Source organism: Burkholderia pyrrocinia (assembly GCF_018417535.1).
Lineage (GTDB): Bacteria > Pseudomonadota > Gammaproteobacteria > Burkholderiales > Burkholderiaceae > Burkholderia > Burkholderia pyrrocinia_E.
Genome location: NZ_CP070979.1, coordinates 1,044,150 through 1,058,541 on the forward strand (window position 1 = coordinate 1,044,150; position 14,392 = coordinate 1,058,541).

The 14,392-nt window shown below is 63.2% G+C and carries 11 protein-coding genes; 7 read left to right on the forward strand and 4 right to left on the reverse strand.

Features of this window, described 5'->3' with window-relative positions:
- Positions 1 to 95: 95 nt before the first annotated feature.
- The 5 genes from JYG32_RS37670 (at position 96) to JYG32_RS37690 (ending at position 8,104) form a co-directional block, all read left to right on the forward strand.
- Entirely contained in the window at positions 96 to 2,540 is a 2,445-nt protein-coding gene (locus JYG32_RS37670; protein ID WP_213267783.1) for an arylsulfatase, read from the forward strand.
- A gap of 455 nt (positions 2,541 to 2,995) precedes the next feature.
- Positions 2,996 to 4,519, forward strand: a complete 1,524-nt coding sequence (locus tag JYG32_RS37675; protein ID WP_249744919.1) for a DUF1302 domain-containing protein — start codon at positions 2,996 to 2,998, stop codon at positions 4,517 to 4,519.
- A 43-nt stretch (positions 4,520 to 4,562) separates the two neighbouring features.
- Positions 4,563 to 5,945, forward strand: a complete 1,383-nt coding sequence (locus JYG32_RS37680) for a DUF1329 domain-containing protein (protein ID WP_213267784.1) — start codon at positions 4,563 to 4,565, stop codon at positions 5,943 to 5,945.
- A gap of 149 nt (positions 5,946 to 6,094) precedes the next feature.
- Positions 6,095 to 6,823: an SDR family oxidoreductase gene (locus JYG32_RS37685; RefSeq protein WP_349631822.1), complete on the forward strand. Its 729-nt coding sequence runs from the start codon at positions 6,095 to 6,097 to the stop codon at positions 6,821 to 6,823.
- A 30-nt stretch (positions 6,824 to 6,853) separates the two neighbouring features.
- The gene (locus tag JYG32_RS37690) at positions 6,854 to 8,104 is read left to right on the forward strand and encodes an NADH:flavin oxidoreductase (protein ID WP_213267785.1); all 1,251 of its coding nucleotides are present in this window, start codon (positions 6,854 to 6,856) and stop codon (positions 8,102 to 8,104) included.
- 19 nt (positions 8,105 to 8,123) lie between these two features.
- Here the strand turns inward: JYG32_RS37690 and JYG32_RS37695 are convergent, their stop codons facing one another.
- A complete protein-coding gene (locus JYG32_RS37695; protein WP_213267786.1) occupies positions 8,124 to 9,200 on the reverse strand; it encodes a DMT family transporter in 1,077 nt (358 codons plus the stop codon).
- A 506-nt stretch (positions 9,201 to 9,706) separates the two neighbouring features.
- On the reverse strand, positions 9,707 to 10,369 hold the full coding sequence (locus JYG32_RS37700) for a ProQ/FinO family protein (protein ID WP_213268328.1): 663 nt from the start codon (positions 10,367 to 10,369) through the stop codon (positions 9,707 to 9,709).
- 757 nt (positions 10,370 to 11,126) lie between these two features.
- Between JYG32_RS37700 and JYG32_RS37705 the strand changes: the two genes are divergently transcribed.
- Positions 11,127 to 11,711: a DUF2889 domain-containing protein gene (locus JYG32_RS37705; protein ID WP_213267787.1), complete on the forward strand. Its 585-nt coding sequence runs from the start codon at positions 11,127 to 11,129 to the stop codon at positions 11,709 to 11,711.
- 100 nt (positions 11,712 to 11,811) lie between these two features.
- On the opposite strand, the gene JYG32_RS37710 is transcribed toward JYG32_RS37705, so the two are convergent.
- Both JYG32_RS37710 and JYG32_RS37715 read right to left on the reverse strand, forming a co-directional pair.
- Positions 11,812 to 12,303 (reverse strand): flavodoxin family protein, encoded by a 492-nt coding sequence (locus tag JYG32_RS37710; RefSeq protein ID WP_174380720.1) that lies wholly within the window; start codon positions 12,301 to 12,303, stop codon positions 11,812 to 11,814.
- Positions 12,304 to 12,523: 220 nt separating this feature from the next.
- On the reverse strand, positions 12,524 to 13,159 hold the full coding sequence (locus JYG32_RS37715) for a TetR/AcrR family transcriptional regulator (protein ID WP_213267788.1): 636 nt from the start codon (positions 13,157 to 13,159) through the stop codon (positions 12,524 to 12,526).
- Between the two features lie 83 nt (positions 13,160 to 13,242).
- On the opposite strand from JYG32_RS37715, the gene JYG32_RS37720 reads away from it, so the two are divergent.
- Complete coding sequence (locus JYG32_RS37720) at positions 13,243 to 14,370, forward strand: MBL fold metallo-hydrolase (protein WP_213267789.1); 1,128 nt, start codon at positions 13,243 to 13,245, stop codon at positions 14,368 to 14,370.
- Positions 14,371 to 14,392: the final 22 nt, after the last annotated feature.

Sequence of the window (14,392 nt, forward strand, 5' to 3'; positions counted from 1 at the left end):
AGCTATCCGCCGGAAACCGTTCATTGACGTCAATTCGTGCGGCGATACGCAGTGTTATCGAAAGGTGGTCGGCGACGTTCTGAAATCGAATCGGTATGCAATATAACGGGCAGGAATTCAAATCCCGTTTCGTCTATAGGGAAGATCCAAAAATGAAAGACCGTTTTGCATCGACGATTCTTGCGATGAGCGTCCAGGCGATGCTCGCGCTTGCCGTACCCGTCAGCACCGCAGCCCAGCCGAAGCCTGGGCCAACCGCCTCCGGCTCCATCCTGCCCATGCCAGAGGTAGAATCGGCGGGCGTCATTGGCCGCACGTTCAAGGATTCAACGCCGCCCAAGCGCCTATGGCTCAAGCCGGCCGCCGGCGCGCCCAATGTGGTTGTGGTGCTGCTCGATGACGTCGGTTTCGGCGCGGCGGGCACATTTGGCGGTTTGATCCCAACGCCGGCGCTTGACAAGCTCGCACAAGGCGGCTTGCGCTACAACCGGTTCCACACGACCGCAATGTGCTCGCCCACGCGTGCGTCACTGCTGACCGGCCGCAATCCGCACGCGGTCGGCTGGGGCGTGGTCAGCGAGTTGAGCACCGACTACGACGGCTACATCGGCATCATTCCGCAAAGCGCCGCAACCGTCGCCGAAATCCTGCGCCAGCACGGCTACGCTACATCAGCCTGGGGCAAATGGCACAATACGGCCGTGTGGGAAACCTCGGTCAACGGCCCCTTCGACCACTGGCCAACAGGCCAGGGCTTCCAGAAGTTCTACGGCTTTCTCGGCGGCGAGATAGACCAGTACGAGCCGGAACTGTTCGACAACACAACACTCGTGCAGCATTCCGACAAGCCCGGCTATTACCTCAACGAGGATCTAACCGACCACGCGATCGCGTGGATGCAGCAACAGAAATCGGTCTCGCCGGACAAGCCATTCTTCGTCTATTTCGCGCCAGGCGGCACGCACGCGCCGCTGCAGGTTCCCAAAGGGTGGATCGATCGCTTCAAGGGAAAGTTCGATCAGGGCTGGGACAAGGTTCGCGAACAGATCTTCGCCCGACAGAAGTCGCTCGGCGTGATCCCGGCAGATGCTGTGTTGACGCCGCGTCCGCAGGCACTGCCGTCTTGGGATAGCCAGTCGCCCGATGAAAAGAAAGTCGAGGCGCGGTTGATGGAAACCTACGCGGGCTACCTCGCGAATACCGACGCACAAGTCGGCCGGCTGGTCACCGCCTTGCAGCAGATGCAGCAGTTCGACAACACCCTGTTCATCTACGTCGTCGGCGACAACGGCGCGAGCGGCGAAGGCGGTCTGCACGGTCACTTCAACGAAATGGACGCCTTCAACGGCATACGCGAAGACGCGGCGTCAACCGTCGAGCACCTCGATGAGATCGGTGGCCCGACATCGTCGCCGCATTACCCTGCCGAATGGGCCTGGGCCATGAATACGCCGTTTCAATGGATGAAGCAGGTGGCCTCGCATTTCGGCGGCACGCGCAATCCGATGGTCATCAGTTGGCCGGCGGCGATCCGCGAGCCGGGTGGCCTGCGCTCGCAATTCGCCTACGTCGCGGACCTGATGCCGACTATCCTCGAAGCCACCAGGATTCCTGTGCCGAAGGAGGTCAACGGCGTCGTCCAACAGCCCGTCGACGGGAGCAGCCTCGTCTACAGCTTCAACGCGCCTGATGCGCCGAGCCTCGACCGAGCCCAGTATTTCGAAATGGTCGGCAACCGTGCCATGTATCGCGACGGCTGGATGGTCTCGACCACGCCGGCGCGGATGCCGTGGAACGTGCTGTCGTGGGGCCCTAGCGCGCTCGGCACCGAACATTGGGAGCTGTATCACGTCGACGGCGATTTCACGCAAGCGCATGACGTCGCCCAGCAGTACCCGGACAAGCTGCGCGAACTGCAGGACTTGTTCTGGAAGGAGGCCAGGAAGAATAACGTGCTGCCACTCGATGATCGTTTCGTCGAGCGTCTGTCGCTAACCAACGACGTGAACCAAGCCACGGCGCGCCCGAGCCTCACGGCCGGGCGCACGCATTTCGTGTATTACCAGGGGGCGGTCGGGATCAATGAGAGTAGCGCGCCGAACATCAAGAATCGCTCGTATGCGATCACGGTCAAGGCGCACATTCCGGACACGGGGGGCGAAGGCGTGCTAGTCGCCCAGGGAGGGGCCCACGCCGGATGGTCGCTCTTTGTGAACCACTCGGGGGATCCGGTCTACACCTATGTGTTCGCCGGCCAGCGCGTGACGCTCACCGCCCCGGCCCGCCTGCCGGTCGGCGATGCCATCATCCGCTTCGAATTCACCTACGATGGTGGTGGACGGGGCAAGGGAGGCACAGGCAGGCTGATCGTCAACGGCCAGTTGGCCGGTGAAGCACGTCTCGAGCGAACCGTGCCAAATATCTTTTCCATGAATGAGTCGTTCGACGTCGGAACCGATACGAAGTCGCCCGTCGGCGACTATCCGCGGAATTATCGCTTCAATAGCGCGATCCACAGCGTAGCGGTCGATTTACTGTGATTGTGACAGCGGTTGGCATGGCGGGCGGGCTCCAGCCTGCTGCAGCCGCAATTCTTCCGTGTCACGGCCCGCCTGATCCGGAGCCGCCACCTTTTCAGTTCGGTGTGAACACCGCTGCATACAGCTGTCCGCAATAACGACGTTATTGGGGTCGCGAATGCGGGCTCCGCTCACCACCCGGCTTGGGTGGCGCGCAGATGGGTGTCGTCCGTGTCACGGAAAACCACTTCGCCTGATCAAGAAGCACTACTACGTATTGATTTAAAATTTGTATTTCGTATTCCTATAGATATAGAAGCGAAAACTTCTAATCCATTTCGACGATTCGATGCATTTTTTACGCCACTACGCTTTGAATCAAAAGTGGCAGGAAATACGAAAAGAAGCAGACCATCACATCGTGAGGAGACAAAATGTGCATACACCGATCCTGTTCGTCCGTCGTTCCAGGCAAGATGAGAAGAGCAGTCATCGCCGCAGCGCTGGGCGCCATGTTCAACAACGTGTCCTGGGCAGGTAACACGGTACAGTTGGGCGCCGACACCACACTCGATTACACGGTTACGGCGAGTTATGGTGCGGCGCTCCGCACGCAGAACCCAAGTGGCAATCTGCTTAAGCCTGCCAACATCAACGGCGACGACGGGGACCGGAACTTCAGCAAGGGAAGTCTCACCGCGAACCGCTTCAGCCTTCTTGGCGAAGCGGACCTTCGGCACGGGGCCTTTGGCGTATTCATACGCGGTAATGCGTTCTATGACTTCGCCTACCACGGCACCAACGACAACAATGCGCCCAACACCGTCAATCACTCGGGGCCATTCAACCACTTCACCTCCGGCGCGCAGTACTACAACGGACAGCGCGCACAACTACTCGACGCATATGGCTACGGCACATTCAATCTCGGCGGAACGCGGCTGACGGTGAAAGCGGGCAACCAGGTCGTTGCGTGGGGCGAAAGTCTGTATTTCCCCAACATCGCAGGCGCACAGGGTCCGGTCGATGCGACCCAGTCGTTCGTGCCAGGCACCGAGGTCAAGGACATCCTCTTGCCCGTTCCGCAAGTGTCGACACAATGGCAGATCACTCCGAACATCAGCCTGCTGGCCTACTACCAGTTCAAGTTCGAGCCGAATCAGCTCAACGCCGCGGGCAGCTATTTCAGCTTCACTGACGTTGTCGGGCCGGGCGCGCAATTCATCATCGGCCCTGGCGGGCGGCACATTCCGCTCGGCCCGGACATCAGACCGTCGAACAGCCGGCAATGGGGGGTAGGCGGCCGCTTCCGGGTCGGCGGCGACACCGAAATCGGTCTGTACCGCTTACGTTATGACGACAAGAACCCAAATGTCGTGACCACGCTGTTCCCGTCGCTGATGTATCAACAGAAATACTTCGGCGGCATCGATCTGACTGGAGCAAGCTTTTCGACGCAGATGTATGGCGCGAATGTCGCCGGCGAAATCAGTTACAGGCAAGGTGCGCCGGTACTCGTGAGCGTCGCTGGCGCGGCGCAAACGACGCGCGGCAATGCGATCCAGGGCAATCTGTCGGCGATCTACTCGATCGGCCCCACTTTTCTCGCCGCGTCGCAGGCGCTCTCCGCCGAAGTCTCGTGGGTACACGTGACAAATGTCACGCCACTGTCCGGCTCGACGACCTTGGCCAACACGCGCGACGCCGCAGCGTATCAGATCGGCTGGACGCTGAACTACCTCAACGTCTTCGACGGCTGGGACATGGCGGTGCCGCTCAACTACGCGAACGACTTCACCGGCAAGTCCGCACTTGGCGGCGCACTGGGTTCGCTGACGGGCGTCGGCGACCAGCGGGTGAGCGTCGGCGTGACGTTGACCCGTTTAAGTAACCTGCAGTTCGGCCTGACCTACGCGATGTTCCTCGGACATGCGAACACCGTGAACCGGCCTCTTGCCGACCGCAGCTATGTGGCATTCAACGCGAAATACTCATTCTGACCGCATAGGATGCCTGACAATCCTGACGAAGGAGCGAAACGAGATGAAACAACGCAACACCCACCTTCTGCTACGCAGCAGCGTGCTGGCCGCAGGCATGGCTCTGGCCGCCGCGTCGATCGCCGGCGTCACAGCCGACGACCTGAAACAGCTCAACACCACGCTGACGCCCATGGGCGCACAGCGCGCCGGCAGCGCCGACGGCGGCGTGCCCGCGTGGAGCGGCAAGTGGCTCGGCGTGCCGCCGGGTATCCAATACAAGTCCGGTGAGCGGTACCCCGATCCTTATGCAGGCGAAAAGCCGATCGCGGTCATCACCGCCCAAAACATGACACAGTATGCGGACCGCCTGACCGACGGCCAAAAAGCGCTTTTCAAGAAATATCCAGACACGTTTCGCATGCCGGTTTATCCGAGTCATCGTGACTTCCGCTTCGACGAGGATACTTACCAGTCCATCCACACGTATGCGCCTAAAGTATCGATGACGCCTGATGGAAACGGGCTGAAGAATGCACCGCCGCAGGTGCCGTTTCCGATTCCCAAGACCGGCCTGGAACTGATGTGGAACCTGTGCCTGTCGCCGTCGATCGGTCAGGAGTCGGCGGTCTACGACCAGGCCGTGGTCTATCAGGAATCACAGATCGCGTGGGGCAAAACGAATTACCGGGTCTTCTCTCCTCGCAATACTGGCCGTTTCGACGCCAGCAATCCGCTGAACACTCGTTCGTTCTTCCGTAACCAGGTCGAGTTGCCGCTGCGCGATAGCGGTACGTTGACGGTCGGGTATCAATTGTGGGACCAGGAAGGTTCGAACACGCGCCGCACCTGGGTCTACAACCCGGGCACTCGGCGGGTGCGGCAGGCACCCGAGTATGGTTTCGACCAGCCGACCGGCGCCGGCGGATTTCGAACCGTCGACGACGACCGGCTCTTCAACGGCTCGGGAGAGCGCTACGACTGGAAAATAATCGGCAAGAAGGAATACTACGTCCCCTACGACAACTACAAACTGCTGAGTTCGTCGGTCAAGTACTCAGATCTGCTGACGAAGCACCATGCCAATCCGGACTTCATGCGCTATGAGCTGCATCGCGTATGGGTACTCCAGGCGACGCTCAAGCCAGGCTTCCGCCATATCTATGCGAAGCGCGTGCTGTATCTGGACGAGGATACGTGGATGGCGCTCGCCGCGGACAACTATGACACACGAGGGCAACTCTGGCGCACTAACCTCGCAACGACCGTATATGCATACGACGCGAAACGCTTCTACCCGTCCGCCGTCTTCTATCACGATCTGCTGTCCAACGCGTATTTCGCGGACCGGTTGACCAACGAGCAACCGATGCCGTTGCTCAATCGCAGCCCCGAGTTCAACGAGACGTATTTCTCGCCGGATGCCGCACGCGGCGCGGGTACCTGAATCGACGGGCGCACCTCGGCTTGCACACCGGCCCTGGCGGCGACCGCTCGCCGCCGCGCCGCCAACGATGACGAGGGATTTCACACACAGGAGACAACAACATGACAACCGCAGTCGTTACCGGCGCTGCATCGGGTATCGGCGCTGCCGTGTCGCGGCAGTTCAGGGCCGCCGGCATCAACGTGATCGGCATCGATCTTCAGAAAACCGACATCATCGCCAATCTCGCGACCGCCGCAGGCCGGAATCTCGCGGTAGACGCTGTGCTGCAACACACCGGCGGCGTAGTGGACAGGCTGATCTGCTGTGCCGGGCTGGGCCCCCAAGCGGAGCCGCCCGGCCTGACCGCAGCGGTCAACTACTTCGGCACGGTCGCGATGCTCGATGGATTGTTCAACGTGCTGCAACGCGCGACTCGGCCGTCGGCCGTCGTGGTCGCGTCGAACTCGGCCGTGCTCCAGCCATGGAACGGGCAGCCGCTGTGTGACGCCTATCTCGACGGGGACGAAGCCCGGGTGCAAACCTTGCTCGCCGGTGTGCCCGCCGAGCAGGCCGGTTACGTGGCCTATGCGAGTTCGAAGTACGCAGTGTCGGTGGCGGTGCGCCAGCGCACGGCGGTGTGGGGCCAGGCCGGAATCCGCCTGAATGCGCTCGCTCCGGGTGCCGTGCAGACGCCACTACTCGAAGCAGGGTTGCGCGATCCACGCTACGCCGACGCGATCCGCAATTTCGGCGCACCGCTTGGCCGCCGCGCCGAACCCGACGAAATCGCGTCAGTGATCAGCTTCGTGTCGAGCGAACAGGCATCGTTCATCCACGGCAGCGTGCTGTTCGTCGACGGCGGCCTCGACGCCAGCGTACGTCCATTCAAATTCTGACACCCCTTCCATCCGTTTCAGGAGCCTGCCATGCTCGACGGTCGTCCGACGCCTCCCGCTCACACTTCCCCCTTTTCCCCAGTTCGTATCGGCCCACTCACGCTTCGCAACCGTTTCATCAAGTCCGGCGCCAACGAAGGCATGATGCCGATCGGGCTGCCCACGCAAGCACTCGTCAAGCACCATCGCGACCTCGCGGCCGGCGGTGTCGGCATGACCACGGTTGCCTATGCGGCAGTCGCGCGCGACGGATTGACCTTCTCGCACCAGATGCACATGCACGCGGACGTGGTCCCGCATCTGCGCGTGCTGACGGACGCAGTACATCGGGAAGGCGCAGCCGCGTGCCTGCAGATCACTCATGCGGGATCGTTCACGATGATGCGCCATGGCGGGCGCCGCACCGCCCCCTCCGCGTCGCCCGGGCTGAACGTGTTCGGGATGCTGTACGGCGTGTACTTTCAGCGCGCGATGAACGAACGCGATATGACACGCGTCGCTGCACAGTTCGGCGATGCGGCGCGCCTCGCGCGCGAGTGTGGGTTCGATGCCGTTGAAATTCACATGGGCCACGGCTATCTGCTCAACCAGTTTCTGTCGCCGTTGAGCAATCGACGACGCGACGGCTTCGGCGGCTCGACCGAACAGCGCACGCGTTTTCCCGCGCAGGTGTTGCGTCAGGTAAAAGACGCAGTCGGTGCACACCTCGCGGTCGCCTGCAAACTGAGTGTCAACGACGGCGTGCCGGGCGGCAACCGACCGCAGGACTCTGCCGTGACCGCGCGCATCCTGGAAGCGGAAGGGGCAGATCTGCTCTCGCTGAGCGGCGGACGCAACGTCGAAAGTCCGTGGGTGCTATTCGGCAGCCCGATGCCCACTGCTCTCATGAAAGCTGCGGCGCCGCATGCGCTGGCTCGCTTCGGTGTGACGATGCTGGAAAAACGCACACCGCGCGACCTCGCATTCCGGGATCTGTATTTTCTCGACGATTCCAGAGTGATCCGGCAAGCGGTGCGTATGCCGCTCGCTTATGTCGGCGGCGTCAAAGCGCTTGCAAGTGTCGAGCAATTGATGGCCGAAGGCTTTGACTGCGTCGCGCTCGCGCGTGCACTGATTCACGACCCGCTGCTTGTCGAGCATTTTCGAACTGGCCATGTGAGGCGCTCCGAGTGCACCAGTTGCAACGCATGCGTGGCGAAGATCTACGATCCCGCAGGCGTCAGCTGCGTGCTCTGCTTACCTAACGACCCCGCGCTTACACAAGTGCTTGCCGCTGAGTGAGCCACTGCCTGACTGAACGTCATGGCTTATTCGCCGCATGCCGATGCCGGTGATGAATGTCCGGGAAATGTGCGTGACTATGCGTGATCGGCAGATGCACATGCGGATGCGAATGCGGTTCGTTGCCGTCGTACGGAAAGTCATGCGTATGCTCGTGATGTTCGTCGTGCCGATGCCGGTGCGTGTGCTCGAGCCGCTCGTGCGCATGCGTGTGTTCGTGCCGTTCGCGCACGTGCAGCCAGATACCGAGCGCCATCAGCGCGGCGGCGATCCAGAATGTCGCGGGCGGCAGCGCGGGCCAGATCAGCAGCGACAGCACGACGCCGAACAGCGGCGCAATTGAAAAATACGCGCCCGTACGCGCGCTGCCGAGATGACGCAGCGCGACGACGAACAGCACGAGGCTGATCCCGTAGCCGCCGAGCCCCGTCAGCATCGCAGCGGCCGTGACCGGCACGGCGGGCAGCGTCGCCCCGGTCGCCAGCGCGATGCCGATGTTCACGGGCCCGGCGATCAGCCCTTTCACGCACGCGATGATCATCGCGTCGTTCGCGGCGACCTTGCGGGTCAGGTTGTTGTCGATCGCCCAGCACAGGCATGCGCCGACGATCAGCAGCGCGCCGACCGGCACGCCGGTCCGGCCAGGCGTCCACGACAGCAGCGTGCCGCCCGCGACGATCGCGACCATCCCCAGGAACACCTGCGAATCCACGTTCTCGCGAAACACGACCCACGCGATGACGGCCGTCAACACACCTTCGAGATTCAGCAGCAGCGCGCTCGTCGCCGCCGGCGTGCTCGACAGCCCGAGCATCAGCAACGCCGGGCCGGCCACGCCGCCCGCTGCGATCGCGCCGGCCAGCCACGGCAGGTCGGCGCGCTGCAGCGGCGCGGCGTCCGCGGCCGGTGCACGACGGTTGTGCAGCCCGCGCAGCAGGATCCCGATGCCGAGCCCGAAGCCGCTGCCGAGATAGAACAGGCCGGCGACCATGAACGGCGACATCGCGCCGAGCAGCGCCTTGGCGAGCGGAGTCGCGGCGCCGAACAGCGCGGCCGCGATGAGCGCGACGGGAATCGCGGAATGTCTGGAGTTCATGATCCGGTTTGAATTGACGTTGAAAAGAGGCGGCCGTGGCTTCGGGTTGGGTCGGGACGTGTCGGAGCACGCCTCCCGGACCTTTCGAAATGCAAGCTGCATCGCAGCCGGACAACTTGCGCGTGACCTGACGATCCAGCCGGGATTATCGCGCGTCATCCTGTCACGATGGCCGGGCGGGATCGTTCACATGCCGATCGACGGTCCCCGTATCACTATTTTAGGAAACCGAATTATCTGATTGAAACGTCATCGCAATCAGGCATGCATGCCATCCATGCGCAAACTTCAAAGTCAACGCATCGCGCAGGCAGCATCGATTGACGGACATGCTTCGTCCGGTTGCGTTGTCTGTCCGACGTTGGAGGATGGGGTGCCGGCGGGCAACCGCCGGTGGAGACAGTCCTGACCTGCCCCTGTCGAGGCAGGTCAGTCTGTCGTGTGATTCGCCGCATGCGACATGCATGCGGGTGAGCGCCGTGCAGTCGACCGCGGCGCGGTGTGAGTTACTCGTTTCCTGCCGTTTGCTGCTCGACCTGCGGCGCGACGTCGGTCTGCGCTTCCGCGTTTGCCGGTTCCGGCGCGGCGGCGGCCTCGGTCTGCTGCTCGACCTTCGGCGGCTGCTGCGCACCCTTGGCCGATTGCGCCGCACCCTTGCCGCCCGGGCGGCGTGCCTTCAGCCGGCGCGCCCGTGCTGCGTCGTCATGCGTCACGCGCCCTGCTTCGTTGCCCTGCAGATCGACCCGCACCGCGTCTTCGACGAGGCACGACCAGTAGCGATTGCCGCGGCACCACGTCGACATCGCTTCGCGCAGTTCGGCTTCGTTGAGGCCCACGGCCTGTGCCTCGCGGGCGAGGTCGTCCCAGATGCCGACCTTGAGCGGCACTTTAGGGGCCGGATTCTTCGGAAACGCGTTCGGAAACTTCCGCTGCAGTTTGCCGATCGCAACGATGACCGGATCGACCGGCGCCGACGGCTTCGCCGAAGCGGGCTTCGCGCGATGCTGCGCTTTGGCGCCGGCACCCGGTTTGGCCCCGCGGGCCGGCCGGTCGCCGGACTTCGGTTTCGCACCGGCGTCCGTCGGCGCTGCCGGCCGCTTCTCGTTGCGCTCCTGCTTGGCCTTCGCTGCGAGTTGAGCCCGCAATTCGGCAAGTTGTTCAAAACCCATAAATTCAATCCACCAGGAATATAAGGTGTGGTTCGTGCGGCCGTTCCGCGCGGAGCAAAAAGCTTCGCCGCCCTGCGGGCGGCCCGTCTGCCGCCGATGCGGAACACTACGGGGCCGCATCGCGCACGCCACTCTGTTTTCAGGCACCCGGCCACGATGCCGGACAAGGCAGGAGTGGAAGTATACCGGTACGCGCGACGGCCGGCTGACTCGGCGGTCTGCATTTGCCCGATTCGGGGGATGGGAAATGCGTCCGTACGGTCGTGTTGCGCATTATATGGATACGTTTCCGGAAGTCACGTCGTTCACAGCCCCATCGGAAATCGGGCCAGTCTCGCGCAACACGATCGGCCCGGCAACGGCCGCCGAGCGACGCCCGACGCACGTGTCGGGCCTTGCGGAGGGAGCCGATACGATCGTGTCGCGCGAGCGCGACGCCGGCCACCGCGATGATCGCGGATCGTGGGCGGCGCCGTCGCCCCGTGCGAATCAACAATCGTGACGACGCAACGCACGTGGCGATGGACCGACGCGGCCCGCGACATTCAAGTACGCCCATCGATTGCACCGTTTATCCGTATACGACTCGTTGCGTCCGCATCGATCGCGTCGGGGACGAAGATGCCGGAAAGTGCGTAGTATGGCCGGGTCAACGTCGTCGGCAGCATACCTCGGCCCGTATCGCGACGCCCCGGGTCGGCCGGCGACATATTTCTTGCCGGCCCAACGAACCGGTTGTACGAAACGGAGCGGATACATGGTTCCCCCACACGACATCCCGCACGACGACATCACGCGCGAGGAGATTCACCATCGGCAGATCGACATGCGCGGCTATCGGCGCAGCGACGGCCTGTTCGAAGTGACGGCCTGCCTCGCGGACCGCAAGACCCGTGATTTCATGCCACCGGGCGGCACGCGGACGGTCGCGGCGCTGTCGCCGATCCACGACCTCGGCGTGACGCTGGTCTTCGACGCCGACATGGTCGTCCGCGCCGTATCCACGTTCATCCGGTCGCATCCGTATGCGCAGTGTCCGGGCGGCGGGGACTCGCTGCAGGCGCTCGTCGGATTGAGCATCGGTGCCGGCTGGAACAGCGAGATCCGCAAGCGCCTGCCGTCCTGCGATACGTGCACGCATCTGAAGGAATTGCTCGGCCCGGTCGCAACCACGGCCTATCAGACGATGGTCGGCGTGCGGCGGTCATCGCTCGAAGCCCGCGACAGCGAAGGCAAGCCGCTCAAGATCGACAGTTGCCACGCGTATGGCGCATCGCGCGATCTCGTGAAACGTCTTTGGCCCGAATACCACCGGCCTTCGGCGACGGCAAAAGGCAGCTAGGGTTTCGGCATTCGGCCGGTTCGGCGTCCGCAGGATCGGTATCGCACATGGATCCGTGCGTTATCTGCGCGGACCGGCACAGCTGCCGCCACGCCGCAAATCAGAAGACGCCCAGCGCGAGTCCCGCGGCCAGGCCCGCACCGAGTTCGGCGCAGCGGGCACGATCATCGTCGTCGATCGTCTTCGGCGCGAGGATGCGCTCCGGCGTTTGCGCGTGAGTACAGACGATCAGGCCGGGCGCCACGTTCTTCAATCGCCATCCGGTCGCGATCCGGTCGATCTGGCGCAGCGCGTTCTGTCCGTCGCTTCCCGCGCAGATCATCGCCGCGTACGGACGGCCGTTCACACGATCGAGCGCCGCGTAGTAGCAGCGATCGAAGAAGTCCTTCATCAGCCCGGACATCGCCGCGAGATTCTCGGGCGTCGCAAACAGGTATGCGTCGGCGGCCAGCACATCGTCTGCGCTCGTCGCGTCCGCGCGTTGCAGCCTGACGTCGACGCCGGGTTGCTCGCGCGCCGCGCCGGCCGCCGCTTCGGCCATCTGCTGCGTGCCTCCGGTCATCGTGTGATAGACGATCAACAGCGTCTTCATGCGTAGTCGCTCGCGTTCGGCTTCAGGTGCGCCGGCGGTATCGCCGGTTTCCGTTGGATGGCCAGTCATCACGTGTGTGGGGCGGTTCTGCACTCGCTTTTGCGGATCAGTCGGCTTACCGGCTCAGCATTGCCAATGCGTGCATCGATCGGTTGCATGATATCGGCTTTGATTCGAGCATGATCTTCCTGATGCCCGGTCAATCCGGCGCGGTGCGTCGTCATGCGTCGCCGTCGTCCGGACGCGCGTAGTACGCGAGAAACATGTCGGCAGCGGACTCCGCGACCTTCTGTTGCTCCGGCGCCGCGAGCGGCGACTGGCCCATCGTGACTTGCGGCCAGAACGCGAATGCCTTCACGACACCCTGCAACTGGTGCGCGGCGAACACCGGATCGGTGACCGACAGGCGGCCGGCCGCCGCTGCCGCACGCACCCAGACCGTCAGGTCTTCCTCGCGCTCGCCGAGGCGCTCGACCATGTCGCGCGCACGCTCCGGCGAATGGATGGCCGCGCCGATCGCAACACGCGCGAGCGCGAGAAACGCTTCGTCGTTCAGCAGGCGCAATTTACGGCCCAGCAATGCGAGCAGTTGCTCGCGCAGCGGCACGTCGGCGCGATACGTCGGGGAACTGCCGGTTTGGGTCGCATCCCACAGCTTGTGCAGGATCGCGGCGAACAACGTTTCCTTGCCGGGAAAGTGGTTGTAGACCGTGCGCTTCGACACGTCCGCGCGCGCAGCGATGCGATCCATGCTGGTCGCATCGTAGCCGGACGCGAGGAATTCCTCGATGGCCGCTTCGATAATGGCCGCACGCTTTCGATCGGTCAGGCGCTGAGGGGGAGTGCTGGTATCCATAAGGAAATTTTACACCGGGCAGTTTACTTATCCCAGAAATAAACTACACTGTTTAGTGTACTTTTCCCTTCGGACGGACCGACATGGCATCGCCTCTCGTTTTGATTCACCGCATTCTGGGTTTTGCGGCCGCCACGCGCGGCCGCGCGCTGTCCGGCGGGTCGCCGCAACACAATGGCGAGCGCTTCGGCAATGTCGCGCCGCGTCCTGCCGAAGGTATCGGCAAAACGCTAGGGATCGCCTGGAACATGCTGGTCAACAAGCCGCGCAATACCGTGCCCGCAGGCGCGCTGCCCGTCGATTCGCTGACCCGCGCACAGCTCGACGCGGTGCCCGATCGCAGCCTGTACCGGCTTGGCCATTCGACGCTGCTGCTCAAGCTGCGCGGCGAATTCTGGCTGACCGATCCGGTGTTTGCCGAGCGCGCATCCCCGTTTCGGCGCGTCGGCCCCAAGCGCTTCCATGCGCCGCCGATCGCGCTTGATGATCTTCCGCCGCTGCGCGGCGTGATCCTGTCGCACGATCACTACGATCACCTCGACCGCGACACGGTGCTCGCGCTTGCGGCCACCACCGATGTGTTCGTGACAACGCTGGGGGTCGGCGACCGCCTGATCGAATGGGGTATCGATGCGAACAAGGTCCGTCAGCTCGACTGGTGGCAGAGTGTCGACGTGGCCGGCCTGACGCTGACCGCGACGCCCGCACAACACTTCTCCGGGCGCAGCCTGTTCGACGGCAACAGCACGCTGTGGGCGTCGTGGGTCATCGTCGACGACGACCTGCGCGTATTCTTCAGCGGCGACACGGGCTACTTCGACGGGTTCCGGACGATCGGCGAACGCCTCGGGCCGTTCGACGTGACGCTGATCGAAACGGGCGCATACGATGCGCAATGGCCGTATGTGCATATGCAGCCGGAAGAAACCGTTCAGGCGCACATCGATTTGCGCGGACGCTGGCTGGTTCCGATCCATAACGGCACGTTCGATCTCGCGATGCATCGCTGGCAGGAGCCGTTCGAGCGCGTCACGGCGTTGTCGATCGTGCGCGGCATCGGACTGTCGACGCCGAGGATGGGCGAGCGCCTGGATCTCAGCGAGCCGCATCGAGGCGAGCGGTGGTGGCGCACGGTAGACGAACGCGCGAAGACGCCGGCAACAACGAAATCGCGCCGGTGGCAGTTATGTGCGTCGCAAGCGACGAAGTAGGTTCGCCTGTCGTGACCTTTTC